Here is a 25,444-nt window from a genome sequence, read left to right as displayed (position 1 = left end):
ATGGTGCATGAGAGCAGCTCACGGCCTCGGCTGTCGCAGAACAGTTACGCAGAAGACATCGCGAAGACGGCCAAGAAGGCGACCGCGAAGACCACCGCCGAGCCCACGCCCGCGTCCGCGCCACCACAGGCGCCCGCTCACACGCCCACACTCTCGCCCTCGCCCGACCCCGCCCCGGCTCCCGATCTCGCCGCCGACTCCTGGCCCGCGCTGCTCGCCCCGCGGCTCGCGTACTTCGCCGGGGTGGCGCGCACCGAGCACGTCACGCGTGCCGCGCAGGAGATGCAGGTGCCGCAGTCGACGCTGTCCCGGGCCCTGGTCAGGCTCGAACGGGATCTGGGCGTCGACCTGTTCGCCCGGCACGGCCGCGCGCTCTCGCTCACACCCGCGGGCCGTACGTTCCTCGCCTCGGTGGAGCGGGCGCTCGGCGAGGTGGAGCGGGCGGCGGAGGCGGTACGCGCGGACGCGGACCCGGCGGCGGGCAAGGTCGCCTTCGGCTTTCTGCACACGATGGGCTCGGAGACGGTCCCCGAACTCATCCGCGCCTTCCGTGTCGACCACCCGCGGGTCCGCTTCTCCCTCGTGCAGAACTACGGCGAGTGGATGCTGGAGCGGATGCGGGCGGGCGAGCTCGATCTGTGTCTGACCTCGCCGGTCCCCGACGCCCCCGACCTGGTCACGCGCCGTCTCGACGAGCAGCGGCTTCGCCTTGTGGTGCCCGAGGACCACCGGCTCGCCGGCCGTAAGCGCATCCGCCTGGCGGAGGCCGCGGAGGAGGCCTTCGTGACCCTTGAACCGGCGTACGGCCTGCGGCGGATCACGGACGACCTGTGCGCCCAGGCCGGATTCCGGCCCCGGGTCGCCTTCGAGGGGGAGGAGGCGGAGACCCTGCGCGGCCTGGTCGCGGCGGGCCTCGGCGTCGCCCTCCTGCCGCCACCGGCCTTCGCGCGGCCGGGAGTTGCGGAACTCACGGTGACGGCGCCGCGCGCGGTCCGCGAGATCGGCGTCGCCTGGCTCGCGGACCGTCCGGACACCCCGCCGGTGGCATCCTTCAAGCGGTTCCTGCTGACGCGACGGGGCCGGCTGCTGGCGTAGGGAGCCGATCACCGGCCCTTCGGGGAGCCGATCACCAGGCCTTCGGGGAGCCGATCAATCAGCCCTTCTGGGGGCGCCCCTAGAGGTGGCCCGGAACCCTCACTGCCGCAGCGACCGCCCGAACCCCGATGCCAACGGCATCCGCAGCCCAATGGGCGGCGGAGCCGCGAAAGCGTCGGCCAGGGGCCGGGAGAACACCCTCCCGAACAGCGCGCCGAGCACGAAGTCCGCCGCAAGGGCCGCCACTTCGCCCCGGTGCTGATGCAGCCCGTGCCCATCCGAGTGCACCTCGAACCGGCACGTGTCCCGGTTCGCCTTCTTCACCCGCTCCGCGAACCGGAACGACAGCTCGGGATCGGTCCGTTCGTCATTCGTGCCGTGCACGATGAGCACCCGCCGGCCGCTCAGCTGCTTCACCGGTTCCGGCGGCACCGCCATATCGTCCTCGGGCAGCCAAGGGGCAAGCGCCAGAACGGAGTTGACGGCCGCGTGCCCGCCCGCGTGCAGTGCGGCGCGGCCGCCCATGTCGAGGCCCGCGAGGCAGACCGGGACGTCGCCGTAGCGTCGTACGACCTCGTCGGCGGCCCAGGTGGCATCCCGGGCGAGCAGCGCGTCGGGCCCGTTCCAGCCGCGCCCGCGATAGTGCACGACATGCGCGACCAGGCCGTGCTCGCGCCCGGCCCGCACCAGTTTGCGCCCCAGGGTCCGCACGGCCGCGGCGGCGAGGGGCGAGGGCCGCCGGACCGAGACCTCCTCACCGCCGGGGAGCAGCAGCACCACACCGCTGACCGCCGAGGTCTCCGTGCCGATGAGCCGGCCAAGTCGGGCGCCACGTACCGGCATCGCTTGCTGAGCCATGACAGAACACTCTCAGAAGCCCAGGTGTACGGAACCCGGCGCACGGGTCACTGTTACGTATCGACCGCAGTCACCTTTCCGTATCGAAGGCAGGTGATCCCGCAGACATCTACGCGCGTAGGCGTTAGAGTGCGGAAATGACGAGCCAGACCATTCCCGCACCCGCCCCGGAGCAGATCCGACGGGCCCCCAAGGTGCTGCTCCACGACCATCTCGACGGCGGCCTGCGCCCCGGCACGATCATCGAACTCGCCCGTGAAGTGGGTTACGAGGCGCTGCCCGAGACCGAGGCGGACAAGCTCGGCACCTGGTTCCGCGAGGCCGCCGACTCCGGTTCGCTGCCCCGCTACCTCGAGACCTTCTCGCACACCTGCGCCGTCATGCAGACCAAGGAAGCCCTCTTCCGGGTCGCGGCCGAGTGCGCCGAGGACCTCGCCGAGGACGGCGTCGTGTACGCCGAGATCCGGTACGCACCCGAGCAGCACCTGGAGCAGGGCCTCACCCTCGAAGAGGTCGTCGAGGCCGTCAACGAAGGCTTCAGGGAGGGCGAGCGCCGCGCGAAGGCGAACGGCCACCGCATCCGGGTGGGCGCCCTGCTCACCGCGATGCGGCACGCGGCCCGCGCCCTGGAGATCGCCGAACTCGCCAACCGCTACCGCGACTTGGGCGTGGTGGGCTTCGACATCGCGGGCGCGGAGGCCGGCTTCCCTCCCACCCGCCACCTCGACGCCTTCGAGTATCTGAAGCGCGAGAACAACCACTTCACGATCCACGCGGGCGAGGCCTTCGGGCTGCCCTCGATCTGGCAGGCCCTGCAGTGGTGCGGCGCCGACCGGCTCGGCCACGGCGTGCGCATCATCGACGACATCCAGGTCGCCGACGACGGCTCGGTGAAGCTCGGCCGCCTCGCCTCGTACGTACGCGACAAGCGCATCCCGCTCGAGATGTGCCCGACGTCCAATCTGCAGACGGGCGCCGCCACTTCGTACGACGAGCACCCGATCGGTCTGCTGCGCCGCCTGCACTTCAGGGCCACGGTGAACACCGACAACCGGCTGATGTCCGGCACCAGCATGACCCGCGAATTCGAGCACCTCATCGGCGCCTTCGGATACACGCTCGACGACATGCAGTGGTTCACAGTCAATGCGATGAAATCAGCGTTCATTCCTTTCGATGAACGCCTCGCCATGATCAACGACGTGATCAAGCCCGGCTATGCCGAGCTGAAATCCGAGTGGCTGTTCCAGCAGACCGCTTCGACCAGCGGTTCTGTCGACTGAGCGGGCAACACCGGGAAGGAAATGGGCGGCCGGGAAGATCGATTCCCGGCCGCTTCTGCGTGCGTTTCGGTGTTTGCGGGTGCGCTCGCGGCGTGGATAGCTTGCGGGACCGCTCAAGAACCCCGTCGCAAGGACGTATTCACCATGAAGCAGTCTGCCGCCAAGTCCCTCGGTGTCGCCGCCCTCGGTGCCGCTTTCGCCGCCGCCGGTGCCGGCAGCGCATCGGCCATGCCGGCCGTGCCGGACGCCGCCGAGACCGTCGGCACCGTGACCTCCATGCTTCCGGTCGAGCAGGCCGCGAAGACGCTGCCCGCGGGCGGCGCCGAGTCCCTGTCCGCCGGCCAGAACGCGCTCGCGAGCGGCCTGTCCACCGCCAAGCCCACCGTCGAGCAGGCCGCCCCCGCGGTGCTGCCCGCCGACAGCGGCGACCCGGTCTCCGGGCTGCTCGGCGGCCTGCCCGTCGGCGGCGGCAAGGGCGGTCTGCCGGTCGGCGGCCTGCCGGTCTCGGGCCTGCCCGTCGGCTGACCCGGCACCACAGGACGGCGAACGGCGGGGTGCACACCGGTTTCCGGTGTGCACCCCGCCGCTGTGCTTTGCTCACATTGCGTACGTGATTCCTGCGTCCGCGTCCGCGTGCGCGCTTCCCGCGTACGCCGTCGCCGTGTCGCGTACGCACCGGTCACCAGGCGTTGTTCGCGGTGACCTTCTTCTCGGAGGGCAGCAGCGCCCACATCGCGAGGTAGATCAGGAACTGCGGGCCCGGCAGCAGACAGGACGCCACGAAGATCACGCGCATCGTGGTCGCGGAGGTGCCGAAGCGCCGTGCCAGCGCTGCGCACACTCCGCCGATCATCCGTCCGTCCTGGGGGCGGGAAAGGGCGGTCATGGTGGCTCCTTCGCGAACCGTCGGTGAGGCATCCGGTGCGGTGCCTTCGATACTTCGAATCTACGGTCACGAAGGGGGCAGAACGTCGGACTAGGGGGCGATCCCGACCCTGGGAATCGTCGGGGTCGACCCCTGAGACGCCTCCTCCCGGGAGCGGACCGGGACCGGGCCGCGCGCCGCACGCCGGCGGAGCCGGGCCCTGGCGGCCGGTACGACGGCCAGATGGGCCAGGGCCACTCCGGCGGTGTTGAGCAGCAGCGAGTCCACATCGACCACCTGACCGGGGACCCCGGTCTGCAGCAGCTCGATGGCCAGCGACATCATCGCGCCGGCGGTCACGGTGCGGGCCAGGGACGCCAGCGGTGAGGCGTAGAGGCGGCCGCCGGCCAGCGGCAGGAGCACCCCGAGCGGAGCGAGCAGCAGCAGCTTCTCGCCGATCCGCCGGGAGGCCTCCTCGGGGCCGAGGGCCAGATCGGCCTTGATCCCGGCGAGGGGCTGGAGATTCGCCGCGCTCACCCAGGGGACGTCGAGAGGACGCAGCGTGATCCAGGCGACGAGCAGAAGATGCGCGAGGAGGAAGAGGGCTCCCGCCACACGGAAACGTACTGCGGCACTGCTGCCGCTCGGGCCTTGACGCTGCACGACCCCCAAGACGCGGCTTGAGGCAGGATCGGTTCCGCAGGATGTGAGCCGTTACGAACCGGCCGTCTCCAGCGCATACGAGCGTTACGAACCGACCGTCTCCGCGGGTGCCGGAACGGTCCCGGGACGAGCCCTGAGCTCCTCCGTGCACTCGTACCGCCGCAGCGGCGAGTTCTCGTCGGGCCCGCCCATCACCACGGCGCCGTCGTCGGCCGCGGCCACGCTGTGCGCGAAGGTGCAGACGATCTGCGCCAGCTCGTACGGGGACATCCGCTCGGGCGGGGTGTTCAGGCGAAGCGCCGACTTCACGTCGCCCGCGCGGGGCCCGGACACCTGCGGCCGGCCCTTCACGTCGGAGGTGAAGCCGGACTGCTCCTCGGTCTCCGTGGGCGGCTCCCGCAACTCGTCGAGCAGCGCCTGCGCCACCCGCACCCGGTCGGACGCTTCGCCCGCGCCGCCGCCCGAGGGCAGCCGTACCGTGCGGTCCACCCGGACCAGCTGAGAGCCGCACACCAGGAAGATCTGCTCGGGGATGCCCGTCTGCGACTGGGTCGAGACATCCGCCGCCGTGGTCACACACGGCACCCGCGACGGCGCGGCCCCGAAGTCCGTGGGCACCTCGGTGGCCCGGATACCGCAGCCGGCCAGGGCCACGGTGAGGACGGCGGTCAGCGCGGCCAGGGAGCGGACACGGCCGGAAGCGGAGGACCGGACACGGCCGGAATCGGAAGCGGGCTTGGGCACGCGCGTGCGTACGCGTGCGTGCGGTTTCTGAGCGGGCTCCACCGCGCGCGTGCGCAGGCGTACGCGCTGTTCGTGGGCGGGCTCCCCGCGTACCTGCCGTGCCGTCATCGGTCCGCCTTCTTCGCCTGCTGTGCCGTCCCGTCGCCGTCGCAGTCGCCGGGCCCCTTGTCCTTGCCCCGGCGCTTCTCGGGACAGGCCTCGGCGTCCGCCTCGTCGTCGTCCCCGGGCAGGACGTCCGAGGCGTCGTGCGGCAGCCGGAGCGTGAACACCGCACCGCCGTCGGGGGAGTTGGCGGCGGTGATCTCGCCGCCGTGGATATGGGCGTTCTCCAGGGCGATGGACAGGCCGAGGCCACTGCCCTCGGAGCGCGGCCGGGACGCGCTGGCCTTGTAGAAGCGGTCGAAGACGTGCGGCAGCACCTCCTCGGGGATGCCGGAGCCGTGGTCGCGTACCGAGATCACCAGATCCCGGCCGTCCTCGCGCACGGAGATCCGGACCGGCGAACCGCCGTGCTTGAGGGCGTTGCCGATCAGATTGGCCAGGATGACGTCCAGGCGGCGCGGGTCAAGGCGGGCCGTGATGCCGCGCTCGGCGTCGAGGTCGACGGCGTCCAGCCAGGCGCGGGCGTCGATACAGGCGGTGATCTGGTCGGCGATGTCCACGTCGTCGAGGACGAGACGGGCGGTGCCCGCGTCGAAGCGGGTCACCTCCATCAGATTCTCCACCAGGTCGTTGAGGCGCCGGGTCTCACTGACGACCAGACGTACCGCGGGCGCGATCATCGGATCGAGAGAGTCCTCTTCCTCCTCGAGCACCTCGGTCACGGCGGTGATCGCGGTGAGCGGCGTACGCAGCTCGTGCGACATATCGGCGACGAAGCGGCGGCTGGACTCCTCGCGGGCGCTCATGTCCGCGACCTTCTTCTCCAGGGAAGCGGCCGTGGAGTTGAACGTCCGTGACAGTTCGGCCAGTTCATCGGTGCCGGACACCCGCAGGCGGGTGTCGAGCTTGCCCTCGCCGAGCCGGCGGGCGGCGACCCCGAGCCGGTGCACCGGCTTGAGCACCGTCGTCGCGGCGGCCTGCGCGAGCAGCGCGGCGCCGATCAGGGCGAGCCCGGTGGCGATCCCGAGCGACCAGGCAAGGGAGTTGAGATCCTTGGCCTCCGGCTCCAGGGACTTGAGCATGTAACCGGTCGGGCCGCCGCCCATCACCCGTGTACCGCCCACGAGGTAAGGGGTGCCGTCTTCGACCTTGCGCTGCCAGAACAGGTGGTAGTCACCGTCGCCGCCGCTGTCGCCGTGCGAGTCCGCGGACTGCGGTTCGTTGACCGCCTTGCGCAGCGACCCCGGCACGTCGTCGAGGGTGAAGGCGTCCAGCTCGGAGTTGCCGACGACGGTCCTGCCGTCCGGATTCTCACCGATCAGGAGCACGCTGTACCCCTGGCTGCCGTGGGCCATGTTGCGGGCGGTGCGGTCGAGTTCGTCCTTGGTGGGGTCGCGCGGCAGGGAGGCCACGCGGTCCTGCATGGCCTCCTTGAAGTCATTGAGCGCCGCGTCCTGGGTCCGGGTGAGCACGGCCTCGCGGTTGAGCCAGTACGCGATCCCGGACGCGGAGACGGCCGCGGTCAGCGCCACCAGGGCGAAGACGACCACGAGCCGCAGCCTGAGGCTCGTGAACCGCAGCCCGGCGAGCAGCGCTTTGCTCCACAGCCGCCGGGGACCCTTGCGCACCGATGTCACTGAGGCGTGTCCAAGCGGTAGCCGACGCCACGGACGGTACGGATCAGGGTCGGGGACGACGGCACGTCCTCGACCTTCGCGCGCAGGCGCTGCACACAGGCGTCCACGAGCCGTGAGTCGCCGAGGTAGTCGTGCTCCCACACCAGACGCAGGAGCTGCTGGCGGGAGAGCGCCTGGCCCGGCCTGCGGGAGAGTTCGAGGAGCAGCCGCAGCTCGGTCGGGGTGAGCTGCAGATCCTCGCCGTCCTTGGTGACCGTCATCGCCGAGCGGTCGATGACGAGCGAACCGAAGACCGCCGCGTCATTGGCCTCGCGCTCACCGCGCCGCAGCACGGCCCGGATACGGGCGTCGAGCACCCGCCCCTGCACGGGCTTGACCACATAGTCGTCGGCGCCGGACTCCAGGCCCACCACCACGTCGATGTCGTCGTTGCGCGCGGTGAGCAGGATGATCGGCAACTGGTCCGTACGCCGGATGCGCCGGCACACCTCGAACCCGTCGATGCCGGGCAGCATCACATCAAGGACGATCAGGTCGGGCCGCTGCTCGCGCAGCAGCTTCAGACCGTCCTCGCCCGTGGCGGCGGTGGACACACGATGCCCCTGGCGCGTCAGCGACAGCTCAAGGGCCGTGCGGATGGCGTCGTCGTCTTCGATCAGCAGCAGGGAAGGCACGGTGGTCATTCTGTCCCATGGCACGGTGGGGTTTCGACAGTTGGAGCGCTCCCATACATGTCCCGCACTCAACCTCTCGGACTGCGGGCCCCTGTGACAGCCCTGTGACAGTCGGCGGACACCGCGATGAAAGTCCCGGGGCAGGATTTTGCTCACACGGAACGCACCGAGCGGGGACACACCGAACGGGGCTGCTGGATCAGGACTTCCACGACGGGGGGCGCGAGATGAACACGCTGCACAGCACCAGCTCAAGCGCAGTTGTCACGCGTCTGCACGACCTCACCGCCGCGCGGAGCACCGGCCAGCACGAGAAGTCCGGTGCCGTGAGCGGGCGGGGGTGCGCTCGCGGCACCGGGCGTCAGCACACCGCGTACATGACGGTGGTTGACGCACACGGGGGCAACAACGGGGGAGCCGCGTACGGGGAGGCCACGGGGGAGCGGACCTCCGTTTCGGAGGCGGAGTTCACCGCCTACGTCCAGGAGCGCCGCGCCTCCCTGTACGCCACCGCCTACCACCTGACCGGCGACCGCTTCGAGGCCGAGGATCTGCTGCAGAGCGCCCTCTTCTCGACGTACCGCGCCTGGGACAGGATCAGCGACAAGGCCGCGGTGGGCGGCTACCTCCGCCGCACCATGACCAATCTGCACATCAGCGCCTGGCGGCGCCGCAAGCTGAACGAGTACCCGACCGAGGAGCTGCCGGAGACGGCGGGCGACACGGACGCGATGCGCGGCACGGAGCTGCGCGCGGTTCTCTGGCAGGCCCTGGCCCGCCTTCCCGAACTGCAGCGGACGATGCTCGTGCTCCGCTACTACGAGGGCCGTACGGACCCGGAGATCGCGGACATTCTCGACATCAGTGTCGGCACGGTGAAGTCCAGCATCTGGCGCTCCCTGCGCCGGCTGCGCGAGGACGAGGTCCTCAGCTTCGGCCGTGACCAGGAGGAGTCCTTCGGCGAGCTGGTGGCATAGCCACCCAGACCGGCCGGAGGCTGAGGGGGGCCGTCGCTTCGGGGGAGGCGGCGGGCAGGCCCAGGGGGGTCACAACGGGGGATCACGGGGGATCCCACGGGGGAAAGAGGCAGCGGGACCGGGAGGCCGGGGGGTCTTACCGGTCCCGTCGCCATGTCCGGGTACGGGGCGGGCGCCTGTTTCTGTGCGTGTGTGTACGGGGGTGATGCCTGTGCCGGATACGGGGCGGGTGCCTGTGCCGAGTACTGGGCGGGCGCCTATGCCGTCCCGGGCGTGGAGCCGGGCGCCGCGCCGGCCGGTGAACTCCCCCAGGCGCCACGCGCCTTCACGCACCGTCCCGCGGCCGCCGCCGCGAGCCGTCCGAGCGCTTCCTCCTTGCCGCACGGGTGCGCGCCGAGGGCGGTCTGCCGGGCCACGATCGCCCGCTCCGAACGCATCAGGCGCCAGCCGCGGCGCAGCAGGAACGGCACCGACTTGCGTCCCTGCTTCAGATCGCGGAGCAGCCGCCGCCGGAAGGTCGTGGACGGACGTCCGCGCAGACACAGCGCGTCGGCCAGGACGCCGAGGTCACGGCACCGGTCCACGATGTCGGCGGCGAAGATCCCCTCGGCGATGAACAGCGGGGTGCGCGCGATGTCGAGTCCCTCCTGTCCGGCGCGGGCGCTGCTGGCGATGTCGTAGACGGGTACGCGGGTACGTCCCGTACGGCACAGCTCCTCGATGGCGGCGACGGCGATGTCCGCGTCCCAGGAGGCGGGGGAATCCCAGTCGATGTCGGTGCCGCCCGCGACGACCGGGAGCGACGGGTCGTCGCCCTCCTTGTAGAAGTCGTCGAGACGCAGCACGGGAAGGCCCGAGAGGGCGGCGAGACGCGTCTTGCCGGCGCCCGAGGGGCCGGTCAGCAGGACGACGCGCGTCGGTATCGGGGGATGGGCGCTCACGGGACACCAGTGTGAGGCATTCCGCCGCGCAGGCGACCCCACGGGGTGGCCTTTGGAAGCCGCGTCACATCTCAACTACGCTTCGTGTGCACGCAATTACGGATCTTGGAACCTTCGGCAGTACGGATCCGAGGTCCCCGACCTGGCCTGACAGGTGGCTACCCATGGCACGACACGCAGCACCCAGACAGCCCGCGCACCGCACGCTGATGCGGGCCGGGCTCACCCTCACCGCGGCGGGCGCGGCCCTCGGCGCGGGCGGCGCGGCGACGGCGAGCGCGCAGCCGCTCTCCGCGACCCAGTCGGTCGGGCTCTCCACGCCGATCGGCGACTTCGACGCGGCGACGCCCGGCGAGGCCGTGCAGCAGGCGATCCACCGCTCGGCGGCGGGCGGCCTCGCGCCGGCGAAGCATCTGCAGCTCGACCCGCTGGCGGGCACGGGCGTGGACCCGCTCGACAACGCGGTGGGCACGCAGGTCGCGGACTTCAAGCCGGTCTCCACCTCCGCGGTGACGGGCCCGCTGGCCCAGGGAGGCTCCCTCAAGGACCTGCCGGTGGCAGGCACGGCGACGGGCCTGCTGCCGGGCTGAAGGCCGGCAGCACGCCTTACGGGAAGGGGCGGGGCGGGGAAGAAATCCCCGCCCCGCCCCTTCCGGTGTCCTCCGCGACCTCGCTGGCGCCCGCTCGGCGCGTGCTCAGCGCCGGCTCAGCGCGGGGTCAGTAGGACGACCCCGAAGCTCCGAGCGACCCCGTCGGATGCCACACCGTCTTCGTCTCCAGGAACGGCGTCAGACGCGAAGTCCCCGGGTCTGCGGACCAGTCGGCGTCCACAGCCTGTGGACGGAGCACCCGCTTCAGGTTGTCCGCCGCGGCGACCTCCAGCTCCTTCGCGAGCACCTCGTCCGCCCCGCACAGATCCAGCGCGTTGACGTCCTGGTGCGCGGCAAGGGGCGCCGCGAGCTCCGCCGTACGCCCGGACAGGACGTTCACCACGCCGCCCGGCAGGTCGGATGTGGCGAGCACCTCGCCGAGGGAGAGCGCGGGCAGCGGTGCCCGCTCGCTCGCCACGACGACCGCCGTGTTCCCGGTGGCGATCACCGGAGCGATCACGGACACCAGGCCGAGGAACGACGACTCCTGCGGGGCGAGCACCGCCACCACACCCGTCGGCTCGGGCGAGGAGAGGTTGAAGAACGGGCCCGCGACCGGATTCCCGCCGCCCGCGATCTGCGCGATCTTGTCGGTCCAGCCCGCGTACCAGACCCAGCGGTCGATCGCGGCGTCCACCTGCGCCGCGGCCTTCGCCTTGGACAGGCCCTCCGCTTCGGCCACTTCGCGGACGAACTGCTCGCGGCGGCCCTCCAGCATCTCCGCGACGCGGTAGAGGATCTGGCCGCGCAGATAGGCGGTCTTGCCGGCCCAGCCGCCGAAGGCCTTGCGCGCGGCGACGACCGCGTCACGGGCGTCCTTGCGCGACGAAAGCGGGGCGTTGGCCAGCCAGTTGCCCTTTGAGTCGGTCACCTCGTACACCCGGCCGCTCTCGGAACGCGGGAACTTCCCGCCCACGTACAGCTTGTAGGTCTTGAAGACGGACAGTCGCTGTTCAGTGCGCTCAGACATCGAGGTACGCCTCCAGACCGTGCCGGCCGCCCTCGCGGCCGAAGCCCGACTCCTTGTAGCCGCCGAAGGGCGAGGCCGGGTCGAACTTGTTGAACGTATTGGCCCAGACGACGCCCGCGCGCAGCCGGTCCGCGACCGCGAGGATGCGCGAGCCCTTCTCGGTCCAGATGCCCGCCGACAGGCCGTACTGCGTGTTGTTGGCCTTGGCGACGGCCTCTTCGGGCGTACGGAAGGTGAGCACCGAGAGCACCGGGCCGAAGATCTCGTCACGGGCCACGGTGTGTGCCTGGGTGACGCCGGTGAACAGCGTCGGCGCGAACCAGTAGCCGGACGAGGGGAGTTCACAGGGCGCGGACCAGCGCTCGGCGCCCTCCGCCTCACCGGTCTCGGCGAGTGCGGTGATACGGGCCAGCTGCTCGGCGGAGTTGATGGCGCCGATGTCGGTGTTCTTGTCGAGCGGGTCGCCCAGGCGCAGCGTGGAAAGGCGCCGCTTGAGGGCGTCGAGCAGCTCGTCCTGGACCGACTCCTGGACGAGGAGGCGGGAGCCCGCGCAGCAGACCTGGCCCTGGTTGAAGAAGATGCCGGTGACGATCCCCTCCACGGCCTGGTCGAGGGGCGCGTCGTCGAAGACGATGTTGGCGCCCTTGCCGCCGAGTTCGAGGGTGAGCTTCTTGTCGGTGCCGGCGACGGTGCGGGCGATCTCCTTGCCCACGGCCGTGGAACCGGTGAACGCGACCTTGTTCACGTCCTCGTGCGCGACGATCGCGGCGCCCGTGTCGCCGTATCCGGGAAGGATGTTGACGACGCCCTTGGGCAGTCCCGCCTGGCGGCAGATGTCCGCGAAGAACAGCGCGGACAGCGGGGTCGTCTCGGCGGGCTTCAGGACGACGGTGTTGCCGGTGGCGAGCGCCGGGGCGATCTTCCAGGCCAGCATCAGGAGCGGGAAGTTCCAGGGGATGACCTGTCCGGCCACGCCAAGGGGGCGCGGGTTCGCGCCGTATCCGGCGTGGTCGAGCTTGTCGGCCCAGCCCGCGTAGTAGAAGAAGTGCGCGGCGACCAGGGGGAGGTCGGCGTCGCGGGTCTCCTTGATCGGCTTGCCGTTGTCGAGGGTTTCGAGCACGGCGAGCTCGCGGGAGCGCTCCTGGATGATCCGGGCGATCCGGAACAGATACTTGGCGCGCTCGGCGCCCGGCAGCGCGGACCACTTCGTGAAGGCCTTGCGCGCGGCCCGCACCGCCCGGTCCACGTCATCGGCGCCCGCCTGGGCGACCTCGGAGAGCACCTCTTCGGTCGCGGGCGAGACGGTCTTGAAGACCTTGCCGTCCGCGGCCTCGGTGAACTCGCCGTCGATGAACAGGCCGTAGGACGGGGCGATATCGACGACCGAGCGCGACTCGGGCGCCGGTGCGTACTCGAAAGTCTGGTTCTTCATGGTCATGGATCTCAGTCCACCGTCACGTAGTCGGGACCGGAGTAGCGGCCGGTGCTGAGCTTCTGACGCTGCATCAGCAGATCGTTGAGCAGGCTGGAGGCGCCGAAGCGGAACCAGTGGTTGTCCAGCCAGTCGGAGCCCGCGGTCTCGTTCACGAGGACGAGGAACTTCACGGCGTCCTTCGACGTACGGATGCCGCCGGCGGGCTTCACCCCGATCTGTACCCCGGTCTGCAGCCGGAAGTCGCGCACGGCCTCCAGCATCAGGAGCGTGTTGGCGGGGGTGGCGTTGACCCCCACCTTGCCGGTCGACGTCTTGATGAAGTCGGCCCCGGCGATCATGCCGAGCCAGCTCGCGCGGCGGATGTTGTCGTACGTGGACAACTCGCCGGTCTCGAAGATCACTTTGAGCCTGGCCCGCGCACCGCAGGCCTCCTTCACGGCCCGGATCTCCTCGTACACCTTCAGGTACTTGCCGGCGAGGAAGGCGCCGCGGTCGATGACCATGTCGATCTCGTCGGCGCCCGCGGCGACGGCGTCACGGACGTCGGCCAGCTTCACGTCGAGCGCGGCCCGGCCGGCCGGGAAGGCGGTGGCGACGGAGGCGACCTTGACGCCCGAACCGGCGACGGCCTCCTTCGCGGCCGCCACCATGTCCGGATAGACGCAGACGGCGGCGGTCCTCGGGGTCGTGCGGTCGGTCGGGTCGGGGTTCACGGCCTTCGCGCCGAGCGCCCGGACCTTGCCGGGGGTGTCGGCGCCTTCGAGGGTCGTCAGGTCGATCATCGAGATGGCGAGATCGATGGCGTACGCCTTGGCCGTCGTCTTGATGGAGCGCGTCCCGAGGGAGGCGGCGCGCGCCTCGAGTCCGACCGCGTCCACGCCGGGCAGCCCATGGAGGAAGCGGCGCAGCGCACTGTCGGACGCGGTGGCGTCGGCGAATGCAGGTGCAGTGGTGGGCATGGTCACCAGGCGAGCATATCTACGCGCGTAGCGGCTTGTATAGGGGGTGTACGGGGACGGATGGGCCGGAATCTGACGGTGCCGGGGCCCGGTGGAAGCGGCAGTGATCCGACGGGGATCCGACGGGGGAATTCGGCGGGGCTCCGGCGGGGATACGACGGTGATCGATGCCCGCCGGTGCGGAGCCGCCGGCCGCCCCGGTCACATCACGGCGAGCAGGATCACCAGGAGGACCGCGCCGGCCGCGCACGGGGCGATGATCTCGTAGGCCCAGCGCACCGTCGGCTCGCCCTGCGCACGGGGATGGTCCGCGTGCAGCTCGGCGAGTTCCCGCAGATCGTCGAGCGCCTGGTCGGCCGGGGCGCGGGTGGGGGCGGGGTTACGGCTGGGCAGCAGGGCCGAGGTGCGGCCGTGCGGGTCGTCGAGAGCGGCCTGCGCCTGGCGCCGCGACGCCCGCTTGCGGGCCCGCAGGGAGACGGGGATCGCCCACAGCTGGAACTTCGCGCCGCCGCCCGCGAAGACCTCGCTCGAGTACCCCGACCTGAGGCCCTCGACGCTGGCCCAGGGCAGCGTGATCGTGCGGAAGGGGTTGCGGACCCGCAGCCGCTCGTCATTGGCGAAGACGGCGGGCCGCACGGTGTAGGCGATCACCAGAGGCACCGCGCACAGCAGCCCGGCCAGCGCGAGCCAGGGGGTGCGCCCGGTGCCGCGCACCAGTGCGTCGCCGCCGAGCCAGGCGGCGAGGGCGAGCAGCAGCACACCACCGGCGATACCGGAGGCCGAACGGAAGACGCGGTCGGCGTACTTCGGCGCGTCCTCGGCCTCGTCGGGACGCCGTTCGGGCTGCGACTGCGGGTCGGGGCTTGTCATGCGGTCGATTGTTCCCCAGGGCGGCGGCGGGCCGTAACCCGGGGACTCGGAGGCGGGTGCTCCTGGTGGGCCCGGGGCGCCCCCGCGCTCCTCGTGTCGCCGCAGGTGATCGAGGATCCCGAGCTGCGCCCGTGACCGGGCGTGCGGGGCGCGCCGTTCCGTGACCGGGGCCCTCAGGGCGCGCTCGGCCACACAAGCACCATGTACGCGCCGCAGTACGCCGACCCGAGTACCGCCGCCGTCACGGCGGTCCGCGCCCAGCGGCGTGGGGCGCGGGCGATCAGGAGGGCCAGGGGGAGCAGCAGCGGGAAGCCGGGTACGAGGAAGCGGGCCCGGGGGAAGTACACGCCGCCGCTGCCGAGCACGATCAGGAGCAGCAGCCCGGTGAAGACCAGGAGCGGCAGGGGCTGGCCGCCGCGGACGCTCAGCAGGAAGAGCAGCACCGAGCCGATCAGGACCGACGAGACCATCACCAGGAACAGTTCGGGCGTCGAGTCGTAGAAGAACAGGCTGCGCAGCATGCGCAGGGTCTCGATGCCGCCGTCGAGTTCGTTGTGCCACAGCTGCTGGACGGCGAAGTACCCGTCCCAGCGCCCGACGCGATGGCCCACCCAGCCGACGTACAGGAGCCAGCCGAGCGGGGCGAGGGCCGCGCCGGCGAGCATCCGCCAGGAGAAGCGGCCGCGCAGGGCGAGCAGCGCCGCGAGCGACACCGCGGCGGCGAGGGCGATGCCCGTGGGCCGGGTGAGGCCGCTGAGCGCGGCGAGCGAACCGGCCCACAGCCAGCGGCCGGTGAGCACCGCGTACAGGGACCAGGCGGCGCAGGCCGTGAACAGCGACTCCGTGTACCCCATCCACTGGACCAGGCCGACGGGCAGCGCGCCCCAGAGCACGGCGAGCAGGATGCCCGCCCTGCGGCCGTGCAGCCGGTCGCCGACCGCGAACACGCCCCAGGCCGCGAACAGGGAGCAGACGACGGCGATGACCAGGCCGACGGTGGCGCGCGAGCCGGGCGTGACGGCGGCGAAGGCCTTCACCAGGACCGGGTAGAGCGGGAAGAAGGCCAGGTTGTTGGAGTCGTACGTGGTGCCGAGCTCGCGCGCGTAGCCGTGGTCGGCGATGCCCAGGTACCAGTTGGAGTCCCAGGCGTGGGCGAGGATCGGCCAGACGCCGTGGCCCTGTGCGTGCGCCCATACGGTGAGCACGGCGAGGCCGATGACGCGGACGCCCACGTATGCGGCGATCGCCGGGGCGGCGCGGCGCAGCGAGCGGCGCACGCGTTGCGGCACCGACGGGCTTGTGCGGAACGCGTCCTGGGGGCGGGGACGGAGGCGGGAGCGACGGGACGGTCGGGCAGCGGGGAGGCTCCGGTCGTGCTCGGGGGCCTCGGTGGTCGCGGACACGGGCGGCAGCTCCTGGGACTCGGTCGTGCGCTACCGGTCAACCTTCCTCGGGCGACCGGCGGCGCCGCGCACCGCTGCGTCGAGTGCCATGCGGGAATCACTCGTCCGGGGGCACGCAAGGGGCGGCGGCCACCTCACGGTGACCGCCGCCCCTCACGTATACGCGTGCCGTACGGGCCTTCACATGTCCGAGTGCGGTACGGACCCTCAGATCCCCGCGGCCTCCGCGAAGTCCCGCTTCAGGGCCGTCAGGCGTTCCGTCGCCCGGGAGCGGGCCGCGCCCAGGCCGCCGGGGCCGCCTTCGACGGGCACGACGACCTCCAGGTAGCACTTCAGCTTGGGCTCGGTGCCGCTGGGCCTGACGATGACGCGGGCCCCGTCGAGCGTGTAGCGCAGGCCGTCCGTGGGCGGCAGCGTCTCGGTGCCCTGGGTGAGGTCCTCGGCCCGCACCACCGGCAGGCCCGCGAGCACGGTCGGCGGGTGCTCGCGCAGCCTGCGCATCGCGGCGGCGATCAGGGACAGGTCGTCCACGCGCACCGACAGCTGGTCGGTGGCGTGCAGACCGTGCTCGACGGCCAGGTCGTCCAGGAGGTCGAGGAGCGTGCGGCCCTGCTCCTTCAGCTCCGACGCCAGCTCGGTGATGAGCAGCGCGGCGGTGATGCCGTCCTTGTCGCGTACGCCCTCGGGGTCGACGCAGTAGCCGAGCGCCTCCTCGTAGCCGTACCGCAGTCCGTCCACGCGGGCGATCCACTTGAAGCCGGTGAGCGTCTCCTCGTAGCCGAGCCCGGCGGCTTCGGCGATCCGGCCGAGCAGCGAGGACGACACGATCGACTCGGCGAAGACCCCGCCGACGCCACGGCGCACCAGATGGGCGGCGAGCAGCGCGCCCACCTCGTCGCCGCGCAGCATCCGCCAGTCGCCGCCGTCGGGTACGGCGACGGCGCAGCGGTCGGCGTCCGGGTCGTTGGCGATGACCAGGTCGGGCCGTGCCTCGCGGGCGGCCGCGAAGGACAGGTCCATCGCGCCCGGCTCCTCCGGGTTGGGGAAGGCGACCGTCGGGAAGTCCGGGTCGGGCTCGGCCTGTTCGGGCACGACCACCGGCGCCGGGAAGCCCGCGCGGGCGAAGGCGGCGAGCAGGGTGTCCTTGCCGACGCCGTGCATCGGTGTGTAGACGGTGCGGGCGGTGCGCGGGGAGCCGGCTGCGAGCACGGCGTCCGTGCGGGCCAGATAGGCGTTCAGGACCTCGTCGCCGAGCACCTCCCCGGCGTCCTCGGGGCGCGGTACGTCGGCGAGTGCGGCCACCGCCGCGATCTCGGCGGCGATCTCCGTGTCCGCCGGGGGCACGATCTGCGAGCCGTCGCCGAGGTAGACCTTGTAGCCGTTGTCCCGGGGCGGGTTGTGGCTCGCGGTGACCTCGACGCCCGCGACGGCGCCCAAGTGCCGTATGGCGAAGGCCAGTACGGGCGTGGGCAGCGGCCGGGGCAGCACGGCGGCGCGCAGTCCCGCGCCGGTCATGACGGCCGCGGTGTCGCGCGCGAAGTCGGCGGACTTGTACCGGGCGTCGTATCCGATGACGACGAGCCCGCCGTCCTGGCCGTTCTTCTTCAGATACGCGGCCAGGCCCGCCGCCGCCCTGATGACGACGGAGCGGTTCATGCGCATCGGGCCCGCGCCGAGCTCGCCGCGCAGTCCCGCGGTGCCGAACTGCAGGGTGCCGCCGAAGCGGTCGGCCAGTTCGTCGAGCGCCTCCGCGTCGATGAGCTTGGCCAGTTCCTCGCGGGTCTCCGGGTCGGGGTCCTCGGCCAGCCAGGCCCTGGCCCGGTCGATCAGTCCGGCGCCCTGTGCGTCTGTCACGTCTGCCTCAGCCTTTCGTCTCTGCGTATGTCACCGCTGCCGCCCCCGCCGCCGGCGCGCTCGCTGCGGCAGGCCGGCGGCAGACTGCTCAGATCCGGCCGAGCACCTGCGTGAGCAGGGCGCCCATCCGCGCGGCGGAGTCGCGGCCGGCCTGGAGGACCTCCTCGTGGTTGAGGGGCTCACCGGTCATACCCGCGGCCAGGTTGGTGACCAGGGAGATGCCGAGCACCTCGGCACCGGCCTCGCGGGCCGCGATGGCCTCGAGCACGGTGGACATACCCACCAGGTCGGCACCGATGGTGCGGGCCATACGGATTTCGGCCGGGGTCTCGTAGTGCGGGCCGGGGAACTGCGTGTAGACGCCCTCTTCGAGGCTGGCGTCGATCTCCTTGCACAGGGCGCGGAGCCGCGGCGAGTAGAGGTCGGTGAGGTCGACGAAGTTGGCGCCGACGATCGGCGACGTGGCCGTCATGTTGATGTGGTCGCTGATCAGGACCGGCTGGCCGGGGCGCATGCCCTCGCGCAGACCGCCGCAGCCGTTGGTCAGGACGATGGTCTTGCAGCCCGCGGCCACGGCCGTGCGCACACCGTGTGCGACGGCGGCGACCCCGCGGCCCTCGTAGAAGTGGGTGCGGCCGAGGAAGACAAGGGTGCGCTTGTCACCGATCTTGTACGAGCGGATCTTGCCGCCGTGGCCCTCGACGGCCGGGGGCGGGAAGCCGGGCAGATCGGTGACCGGGAACTCGGCCTCGGGCTCGCCGAGCGCGTCGACGGCGGGGGCCCAGCCCGAGCCCATCACCAGGGCGACGTCATGGGACTCGGCGCCGGTGATCTCGCGCAGCCGCGCGGCGGCTTCGTCGGCGGCGGCGTACGGGTCGGCGGGGGTAACAGATGCGTTCACGCGGATGAGGGTAGCCGTTGAAGTCCTACGCGCGTAGACGCTGCCGCCAACAGTGTCGGGATCGTTGCGTTGTAGGTTCCGCCAAGAGTGACCTTGCTGTCGGCCACCGCGCCGTCAAGCGCCTGCTAGGCGCTCCGCGGGAAGTCCGGTATGACACCTGCGGGTGCGTCGTGGCTGGTCGCTCCCCCAAGCTCTCGGCTCCGCTCGAGCAGGGGGGACCCCCATCGCGGCGGAGCCGCATATCGATCAGGGGGGACCCCCATCGCGGCGGAGCCGCATATCGATACAGCCCCGCGCCCCTTCGGGGCACGACGAACCGCACCAACTTCCCCCAGCCGCTCAGCAGGGACGCTTGCGCAGGCTCATCACGTAGTCGTGCGGTGCGCCCGCCGACTCCGCGGCGTCCGCCAGTTCGCCCAGGTAGCGGGCCGAGGGCAGGCCGCCCTCGTATCCGTTCAGGACGTACACCCATGCGGGCATCTCGCCCTCAAGGGTCTCCACCCGGATCCGCATGCGCCGGTATATGTCCAGGCCGACGCCCTCCCAGCGGTCCATGGACTCCTCGTCCATGGGCGCGATGTCGTACAGCGCGACGAAGACCTGCGAGCGCGGGGCCTCCACGACCGTGGCCAGCGCACCCTCCCAGCCCATGTGCTCCCCGCCGAACGTCAGCCGCCAGCCGTTCAGCCAGCCGGTGGCGCGCAGCGGCGAGTGCGGTGCGCGGCGGGACATGAGCCGCGCGTCGAGATTGCCGGCGTACGCGGCGTAGAGCGACATGGGATCGAGGGTACGGCAGTGGCCGCCGGGGGTCGTGCGGTCGCCGGAGCCGCCCGGAGGGCCCCGGCCCCCCGACTGGAGCCCCCGGGGCGAAGCCTCTTGAAGCGTGCGGGACAATGGAGTACGTGACTCGGATCGTGATCATCGGTGGCGGACCAGGCGGATATGAAGCGGCCCTGGTGGCCGCTCAACTCGGCGCGGAGGTGACCGTCGTCGATTGCGACGGTCTGGGCGGGGCGTCGGTGCTCACCGACTGCGTACCGTCCAAGACCCTGATCGCGACGGCCGAGGTGATGACCACCTTCGACTCGTCGTACGAAGAGCTCGGCATCATCGTCGAGGACGACACCCCGCACATCGACCAGGCGGCCCGCGTCGTCGGCGTGGACCTCGGCAAGGTCAACCGCCGGGTGAAGCGGCTCGCACTCGCCCAGTCGCATGACATCACCGCCTCCGTGACACGTGCGGGGGCCCGGGTCCTGCGCGGCCGCGGCCGCCTCGAGGGCCAGCAGGCCATGGACGGTTCGCGGAAGGTCGTCGTCCGGGCCGCCGACGGCACCGAGGAGACCCTCACGGCGGACGCCGTCCTGATCGCCACCGGCGGTCACCCGCGCGAGATCCCGGACGCCCTTCCGGACGGGGAGCGGATCCTCAACTGGACGCAGGTGTACGACCTGGAGGAGCTCCCCGAGGAACTCATCGTGGTCGGCTCCGGTGTCACCGGCGCCGAGTTCGCCGGTGCCTACCAGGCCCTCGGCTCCAAGGTCACGCTCGTCTCGTCCCGCGACCGGGTCCTGCCCGGCGAGGATCCGGACGCCGCCGCCGTGCTCGAGGACGTCTTCCGGCGCCGCGGCATGAACGTGATGGCCCGCTCCCGTGCCGCCTCCGCCAAGCGCGTGGGCGACCGGGTCGAGGTGACCCTCGCGGACGGCCGGGTGATCACCGGCTCGCACTGTCTGATGGCGGTCGGCGCCATTCCGAACTCCGAGGGCATGGGCCTGGAGGAGGCCGGGGTCAAGGTCAAGGAGTCCGGCCACATCTGGACCGACAAGGTCTCGCGGACCAGCGCCCCCGGCGTCTACGCGGCCGGTGACGTCACCGGCATCTTCGCGCTCGCCTCGGTCGCCGCCATGCAGGGCCGGATCGCGATGTACCACTTCCTCGGCGACGCCGTGCAGCCGCTGAACCTGAAGACGGTCTCGTCGAATGTCTTCACCGACCCCGAGATCGCCACCGTCGGCTACAGCCAGGCCGATGTCGACACGGGCAAGATCGACGCCCGGGTCGTGAAGCTGCCGCTCCTGCGCAACCCGCGCGCCAAGATGCAGGGCATCAGGGACGGCTTCGTGAAGATCTTCTGCCGCCCCGGCACCGGCATCGTGGTCGGCGGAGTGGTCGTGGCGCCGCGCGCTTCGGAACTGATCCATCCCATCTCGATCGCGGTCGACAACAATCTGACGGTGGAACAGATCGCGAACGCGTTCACCGTGTACCCCTCCCTGTCCGGCTCGATCGCCGAAGTGGCGCGGCAGCTGCACACGCGGAAGATGGCCGGAGAGGCCTGAACCACCACCTCGCCGGACGGTAAAACTCCCTGATCAAGGGGCAGTTGAGACCTCACGCAGCACATCAGGCCCAGTCGCCCGGACTATGCCGGGGGACTGGGCCTGCGTATACCACTAACGATGCCACCGTGCGAACAACTTCTGTTATTCGGCGCAAACTGCTGAAACCAGACGGTCGTTGGGGTTACTGTCAGTTTCGTGTTCGCTGCAGAACGTCGCCAATTGATCCTCGAAATGGTGCGCGCCAACGGAGCGGTTTCCCTCCGTGAGCTCGCCCGCGTAGTCCAGACCTCCGAAGTGACCGTACGGCGGGATGTGCGGGCACTGGAGGCGGAAGGACTCCTAGACCGCCGGCATGGCGGTGCGGTACTGCCGGGCGGGTTCACGCGGGAGTCCGGCTTTCCGCAGAAATCCCATCTCGCGACCGCCGAGAAGACGGCCATCGCCGATCTCGCCGCGAGCCTCGTCGAAGAGGGCGAGGCCATCGTGGTCGGCGCGGGTACGACGACCCAGGAGCTGGCCCGCCGGCTCGCCCGGGTACCCGGCCTCACCGTCGTCACGAACTCCCTCCTGGTCGCCCAGGCGCTGGCCCATGCCAATCGTGTGGAAGTCGTGATGACCGGCGGAACCCTCCGTGGCACGAACTACGCCCTGGTCGGAAGCGGTGCGGAGCAGTCCCTCCAGGGGCTGCGGGTCTCCCGTGCCTTTCTCTCCGGGAGCGGTCTCACCGCCGAGCGCGGGCTCTCCACGTCCAATATGCTCTCGGCCTCCGTGGACCGCGCCCTCGTCCAGGCCGCCGCCGAAGTCGTGGTCCTCGCCGATCACACGAAGCTCGGTTCGGACACCATGTTCCAGACCGTGCCCACGGACGTCATCACGAGACTCGTGACGGACCAGCCCCCCGCGGGGGACGACCGCGCCGCCACGGAACTCCAGGCCCTCGCCGACCAGGGCGTCCAGGTCGCCGTCGCGGGCAACTCCGAGCCGGGCGGCGGCGGGGGAGAGTCCTCCGTCCCCTCGGGGCGTGGCCGCCGCAGGGACGTACCGCTCCCGGGTCAGCGCAGGAACGGCGGCCCGGGAGCGCCCCAGCTGAGAAGCGCGGGTGCCCTGGCCGAGTCGTCCGCCGGCAGCGCCGAGCGGGCCCAGGCCCGGGTGGCAGACCTCCGGCGCAGGTGAGCCCACAGCACCTCGCACCCGGAGGAACACACGGCACAACCGGTGTGTATGGAATGTCCGGAACGCAAGGAAAGCCCGGAACGCACGGAACCTCGCACCCCCGCACGCACCTTCGGACTAGCTCAGGCCTCTCAGCGTCAGCGTGAGGAGGCGGTCGGCCAGTTCGGGGTCGTCGGGGGTCTCTTCTGCCGCGAGCGCGATCGCGTTGGTGAGCTGGAGGAGGTCACCGATCGTAATCTCCGGGCGTACGGATCCAGCCTCTTGGGCCCGTACGAGAAGGGCGCGGCCCGCCTCGGTCAGTGGCGTACTGCACCGCGCGAGGGCCGAACTCTCGTCACGGGAGCAGGAGAGCAGGGCGCGGGAGAGGCCTCTGTACTCACACGCGTGCGTGACGATCGCCCGCAGCCACGCCACAAGAGCCGCACAGGGCTGCGGATCGTCCAGCAGTTCACGGGAGCGCCCGAGCAGCGCCCTCACCGCGTCCTCGAAGACCGCGCTCAACAGCGCGTGCCGATTGGGGAAATGGCGGTACAACGTGCCGATCCCCACCCCCGCGCGGCGCGAGATCTCCTCCAGGGACGCATCCGTGCCCTGCGCGGCGAACGCGGCACGGGCCTCGGTGAGCAGACGGTCGTAGTTACGCCGGGCGTCGGCACGCATCGGACGCGCCGGTGTCCGCCCGGTGCTTGTCGTCATGGCTCCCGACCTCCCTGAGTTCGTCTCCCTCCAGGATGCCATCCGCACCGTGCGGGATCAGCCGGTCACGGTACGTCCCCGGGGCGCGGTGCGGGCGGTGCGGCCGGGGTGACAGGTGCGGCGGGAGAGCCGGACAGCGGGCAGCGCGGCTCGGCGGGGGACACCCGGAACGGGCCGAGGAGTTCATCGGCCGCCGGGTGATACGGCCGCCGTGACATCCGCGTCACCAGCTGCCACATCTCCCGCTCACGGCCCAGGTCCTGCGGCAGTTCGAGGCCGAGCGCCTCCGCCAGCGGCTTACGGCCCAGATTCACCAACGCCCTTACCGCAGCCGCCCATTCATCGGTCGCCACCACCGCCGAGCGGTACCACAGCGGGATCAGGGCGGCCAGCAGAACGGCCGTGACGACGAGGAGCCCGGCCCGGGTCGGGTCGAGTGGCAGCGCGGCAAGGGCGGCCGCTGCCACCGGGGCATGGCCGTAGAGCAGCGCCACGAAGAAGTCGACATTCGTCCGGGAGGTCTCCGCCTGCCGGCTCGTCTGCGCGGGCGCCGAGCCGTTCAACTCGTTCCACAACACCTGGGTGTCCAGGCGGTAGCGGTCGTGGCCGTACTCCTCGAACCGGCGGATCGCGTTGGCCAGGCGGGTCGGGCCGATCTGGTCGGGGCTGTGCGGATAGCGGTCCAACCGCTCCTGGAGTACGCCCAGTTGGATCGGCGAGAGCCGCGGTCCCGGGTGCGCGAGCCGGTCCGCGATGCGCTGCCTGCGGGCGCGCTGCACCCGGCAGCCACGCTCGTAGGCACGCGCGGGCCACAGCACGTACCCCTCAAGGAAGCGGTAGAGCAGCGTCTGCAGGGCGTTGAGTACCAGGCCGAGCAGGACGGCGCCGATCAGGAGCAGCAGCCCCGTGTCGCCCTTCGACGCGGGCCAGGCCTGGTCGACCAGATCGAAGTGGCCGCGCAGACTCGGCGCCACGGCGAAGAAGAGCACGGCCAGATTGATCGCGGACGGCAGCACCCACCCGACGAGCAGCGACCAGCCGCCGCCCAGTACTCCCTTGGCGATATCTCCCACGGACGGCTACTCCCTCGGCCAGTCGTCACCGGGGTCGATGACGGGGCCCGGCGGGGTGTTGCCGGTCGCGTGGGCGTCGTCCGGCTCCGAGGAGGAGTGGCTGTCCAAGGGGGCGATGCCACCGTACGCATCGGGTTCGGGGCCGCTCAACGCTGCCGCCACCGCGTCGGCCCGGGTCCGCCGCCAGGAGTCCACGAGCGCACCGAGCTCGGTCAGTTCACGGCCCCCGCCGGGCCCGCCCGCCAGCTCGACCACCAGCTCGAAGGCATCGTCACCCGGCGTGATCCGCCACCGCCGCGCGTCCTCCAGCCATGCGCGCAGCGAGCTCAGCGCTTCGGGGGACGCGTCGTCGCCGACCACCCTGACCCGGATCTCCACGACGCCCCAACTCCCCGTGCCCACCGCCGATTCGGGGCCAGCATAGGGCGCTCATACGACGAGGGGCTCCCGGTGTATGCCGGGAGCCCCTCGTCGTAGGGCCGTACAGACGGAAGACGTACGAAACGTCAGTCCTTGATGTCGCAGATGCCGGCGCCGGCGGTCAGGGAGGCACCGACTTCGGCGGTGAGTCCCTTGATGGTGCCGGCCTTGTGGGCGTTGAGCGGCTGCTCCATCTTCATCGCTTCGAGCACGACGACCAGGTCGCCTTCCGCGACTTCCTGGCCCTCTTCGACGGCGACCTTGACGATCGTGCCCTGCATGGGAGAAGCCAGGGTGTCGCCGGAGGCGGCGGGGCCCGACTTCTTCGCGGCCCGGCGCTTGGGCTTGGCGCCCGCCGCAAGGCCGGTACGCGCCAGGGACATGCCGAGCGAGGACGGCAGGGAGACCTCAAGGCGCTTGCCGCCGACCTCGACGACGACCGTCTCGCGCCCCGCCTCGTCCTCTTCCGTCTCCGAGGGGGTGGCCGCGAACGGCTTGATGTCGTTGACGAACTCGGTCTCGATCCAGCGGGTGTGGACCTTGAACGGGTCTGCGGAGCCGGTCAGTTCGGGCCCGAACGCCTCATCGACGACGACGGCCTGGTGGAAGGGGATGGCGGTGGCCATGCCCTCGACCTTGAACTCGGCGAGCGCGCGGGCGGCGCGCTGCAGGGCCTGCTGACGGGTGGCGCCGGTCACGATCAGCTTGGCGAGCAGCGAGTCCCAGGCCGGGCCGATGACCGAGCCCGACTCGACGCCCGCGTCCAGGCGGACGCCGGGGCCCGAGGGCGGGTCGAAGAGGGTGACGGTGCCCGGCGCGGGCAGGAAGCCACGGCCCGGGTCCTCACCGTTGATCC

26 protein-coding genes are annotated in these 25,444 nt (G+C 71.4%); 7 read left to right on the top strand and 19 right to left on the bottom strand.

Annotated features, from left to right (window positions below):
* Complete coding sequence (locus ACFQVC_RS24145) at positions 1-1,095, top strand: LysR family transcriptional regulator (RefSeq protein ID WP_381834033.1); 1,095 nt, start codon at positions 1-3, stop codon at positions 1,093-1,095.
* 99 nt (positions 1,096-1,194) lie between these two features.
* Here the strand turns inward: ACFQVC_RS24145 and ACFQVC_RS24140 are convergent, their stop codons facing one another.
* On the bottom strand, positions 1,195-1,953 hold the full coding sequence (locus ACFQVC_RS24140; RefSeq protein ID WP_381834030.1) for an alpha/beta hydrolase: 759 nt from the start codon (positions 1,951-1,953) through the stop codon (positions 1,195-1,197).
* Between the two features lie 137 nt (positions 1,954-2,090).
* Here ACFQVC_RS24140 and ACFQVC_RS24135 point away from each other — a divergent pair, with 137 nt between their 5' ends.
* Together ACFQVC_RS24135 and ACFQVC_RS24130 are read left to right on the top strand one after the other, a co-directional pair.
* On the top strand, positions 2,091-3,236 hold the full coding sequence (locus tag ACFQVC_RS24135; RefSeq protein ID WP_381834027.1) for an adenosine deaminase: 1,146 nt from the start codon (positions 2,091-2,093) through the stop codon (positions 3,234-3,236).
* 144 nt (positions 3,237-3,380) lie between these two features.
* Positions 3,381-3,761 (top strand): ATP-binding protein, encoded by a 381-nt coding sequence (locus ACFQVC_RS24130; protein ID WP_381834024.1) that lies wholly within the window; start codon positions 3,381-3,383, stop codon positions 3,759-3,761.
* A gap of 154 nt (positions 3,762-3,915) precedes the next feature.
* Here ACFQVC_RS24130 and ACFQVC_RS24125 read toward each other — a convergent pair whose 3' ends face one another.
* From ACFQVC_RS24125 to afsQ1, 5 genes are all read right to left on the bottom strand, one after another.
* Positions 3,916-4,122 carry a PspC domain-containing protein gene (locus tag ACFQVC_RS24125; RefSeq protein ID WP_381834022.1) on the bottom strand — a complete coding sequence of 69 codons (207 nt, stop codon included), beginning with the start codon at positions 4,120-4,122 and terminating at the stop codon, positions 3,916-3,918.
* A gap of 90 nt (positions 4,123-4,212) precedes the next feature.
* The gene (locus ACFQVC_RS24120) at positions 4,213-4,764 is read right to left on the bottom strand and encodes a VanZ family protein (RefSeq protein ID WP_381834019.1); all 552 of its coding nucleotides are present in this window, start codon (positions 4,762-4,764) and stop codon (positions 4,213-4,215) included.
* A gap of 84 nt (positions 4,765-4,848) precedes the next feature.
* Positions 4,849-5,616, bottom strand: coding sequence for a hypothetical protein (locus tag ACFQVC_RS24115; protein WP_381834018.1), 768 nt, complete (start codon positions 5,614-5,616; stop codon positions 4,849-4,851).
* Positions 5,613-7,238: an ATP-binding protein gene (locus tag ACFQVC_RS24110; protein ID WP_381834014.1), complete on the bottom strand. Its 1,626-nt coding sequence runs from the start codon at positions 7,236-7,238 to the stop codon at positions 5,613-5,615. Before ACFQVC_RS24110 ends, ACFQVC_RS24115 begins: the two co-directional genes overlap by 4 nt.
* 5 nt (positions 7,239-7,243) lie before the next feature.
* Positions 7,244-7,921 (bottom strand): two-component system response regulator AfsQ1, encoded by a 678-nt coding sequence (gene afsQ1, locus ACFQVC_RS24105; RefSeq protein WP_381834720.1) that lies wholly within the window; start codon positions 7,919-7,921, stop codon positions 7,244-7,246.
* A gap of 227 nt (positions 7,922-8,148) precedes the next feature.
* Here afsQ1 and ACFQVC_RS24100 point away from each other — a divergent pair, with 227 nt between their 5' ends.
* The gene (locus ACFQVC_RS24100; RefSeq protein WP_381834011.1) at positions 8,149-8,898 is read left to right on the top strand and encodes a SigE family RNA polymerase sigma factor; all 750 of its coding nucleotides are present in this window, start codon (positions 8,149-8,151) and stop codon (positions 8,896-8,898) included.
* 257 nt (positions 8,899-9,155) lie between these two features.
* Here the strand turns inward: ACFQVC_RS24100 and ACFQVC_RS24095 are convergent, their stop codons facing one another.
* A complete protein-coding gene (locus tag ACFQVC_RS24095) occupies positions 9,156-9,839 on the bottom strand; it encodes a uridine kinase family protein (RefSeq protein WP_381834008.1) in 684 nt (227 codons plus the stop codon).
* 164 nt (positions 9,840-10,003) lie between these two features.
* Here ACFQVC_RS24095 and ACFQVC_RS24090 point away from each other — a divergent pair, with 164 nt between their 5' ends.
* Entirely contained in the window at positions 10,004-10,429 is a 426-nt protein-coding gene (locus tag ACFQVC_RS24090) for a hypothetical protein (protein ID WP_381834005.1), read from the top strand.
* A gap of 127 nt (positions 10,430-10,556) precedes the next feature.
* On the opposite strand, the gene ACFQVC_RS24085 is transcribed toward ACFQVC_RS24090, so the two are convergent.
* The 8 genes from ACFQVC_RS24085 to ACFQVC_RS24050 all read right to left on the bottom strand — a co-directional run bounded on the left by ACFQVC_RS24085 (position 10,557) and on the right by ACFQVC_RS24050 (position 19,658).
* Positions 10,557-11,459, bottom strand: a complete 903-nt coding sequence (locus ACFQVC_RS24085) for an aldehyde dehydrogenase family protein (RefSeq protein ID WP_381834002.1) — start codon at positions 11,457-11,459, stop codon at positions 10,557-10,559.
* The gene (locus ACFQVC_RS24080) at positions 11,452-12,897 is read right to left on the bottom strand and encodes an aldehyde dehydrogenase family protein (protein WP_381833999.1); all 1,446 of its coding nucleotides are present in this window, start codon (positions 12,895-12,897) and stop codon (positions 11,452-11,454) included. The genes ACFQVC_RS24085 and ACFQVC_RS24080 overlap by 8 nt, the downstream gene beginning before the upstream one ends.
* Positions 12,898-12,902: 5 nt before the next feature.
* Complete coding sequence (gene deoC / locus ACFQVC_RS24075; protein WP_381833996.1) at positions 12,903-13,853, bottom strand: deoxyribose-phosphate aldolase; 951 nt, start codon at positions 13,851-13,853, stop codon at positions 12,903-12,905.
* Between the two features lie 201 nt (positions 13,854-14,054).
* Complete coding sequence (locus ACFQVC_RS24070; protein WP_381833993.1) at positions 14,055-14,723, bottom strand: PH domain-containing protein; 669 nt, start codon at positions 14,721-14,723, stop codon at positions 14,055-14,057.
* Positions 14,724-14,896: 173 nt separating this feature from the next.
* Positions 14,897-16,135 carry a hypothetical protein gene (locus ACFQVC_RS24065; RefSeq protein ID WP_381834718.1) on the bottom strand — a complete coding sequence of 413 codons (1,239 nt, stop codon included), beginning with the start codon at positions 16,133-16,135 and terminating at the stop codon, positions 14,897-14,899.
* A gap of 198 nt (positions 16,136-16,333) precedes the next feature.
* A complete protein-coding gene (locus ACFQVC_RS24060) occupies positions 16,334-17,980 on the bottom strand; it encodes a phospho-sugar mutase (protein ID WP_381833990.1) in 1,647 nt (548 codons plus the stop codon).
* A gap of 88 nt (positions 17,981-18,068) precedes the next feature.
* The gene (locus tag ACFQVC_RS24055; RefSeq protein ID WP_381833987.1) at positions 18,069-18,881 is read right to left on the bottom strand and encodes a purine-nucleoside phosphorylase; all 813 of its coding nucleotides are present in this window, start codon (positions 18,879-18,881) and stop codon (positions 18,069-18,071) included.
* A gap of 339 nt (positions 18,882-19,220) precedes the next feature.
* Positions 19,221-19,658 (bottom strand): gamma-glutamylcyclotransferase family protein, encoded by a 438-nt coding sequence (locus ACFQVC_RS24050; RefSeq protein WP_381833984.1) that lies wholly within the window; start codon positions 19,656-19,658, stop codon positions 19,221-19,223.
* A gap of 116 nt (positions 19,659-19,774) precedes the next feature.
* Here ACFQVC_RS24050 and ACFQVC_RS24045 point away from each other — a divergent pair, with 116 nt between their 5' ends.
* Together ACFQVC_RS24045 and ACFQVC_RS24040 are read left to right on the top strand one after the other, a co-directional pair.
* Complete coding sequence (locus tag ACFQVC_RS24045; RefSeq protein ID WP_381833981.1) at positions 19,775-21,223, top strand: NAD(P)H-quinone dehydrogenase; 1,449 nt, start codon at positions 19,775-19,777, stop codon at positions 21,221-21,223.
* A gap of 198 nt (positions 21,224-21,421) precedes the next feature.
* Positions 21,422-22,399, top strand: a complete 978-nt coding sequence (locus tag ACFQVC_RS24040; RefSeq protein WP_381833978.1) for a DeoR/GlpR family DNA-binding transcription regulator — start codon at positions 21,422-21,424, stop codon at positions 22,397-22,399.
* A 117-nt stretch (positions 22,400-22,516) separates the two neighbouring features.
* On the opposite strand, the gene ACFQVC_RS24035 is transcribed toward ACFQVC_RS24040, so the two are convergent.
* The 4 genes from ACFQVC_RS24035 to ACFQVC_RS24020 all read right to left on the bottom strand — a co-directional run.
* On the bottom strand, positions 22,517-23,095 hold the full coding sequence (locus tag ACFQVC_RS24035) for a TetR/AcrR family transcriptional regulator (protein WP_381833975.1): 579 nt from the start codon (positions 23,093-23,095) through the stop codon (positions 22,517-22,519).
* 65 nt (positions 23,096-23,160) lie between these two features.
* Positions 23,161-24,168, bottom strand: coding sequence for a hypothetical protein (locus ACFQVC_RS24030; RefSeq protein ID WP_381833972.1), 1,008 nt, complete (start codon positions 24,166-24,168; stop codon positions 23,161-23,163).
* A gap of 6 nt (positions 24,169-24,174) precedes the next feature.
* Positions 24,175-24,546, bottom strand: a complete 372-nt coding sequence (locus ACFQVC_RS24025; RefSeq protein WP_381833969.1) for a hypothetical protein — start codon at positions 24,544-24,546, stop codon at positions 24,175-24,177.
* Between the two features lie 128 nt (positions 24,547-24,674).
* A partial coding sequence (locus ACFQVC_RS24020; RefSeq protein WP_381833966.1) for a biotin/lipoyl-containing protein occupies positions 24,675-25,444 on the bottom strand: 770 nt, incomplete at its 5' end.

The organism is Streptomyces monticola, from assembly GCF_042665355.1.
Lineage (GTDB): Bacteria > Actinomycetota > Actinomycetes > Streptomycetales > Streptomycetaceae > Streptomyces > Streptomyces monticola.
This window is presented reverse-complemented; position numbering and strand designations above follow the sequence as displayed.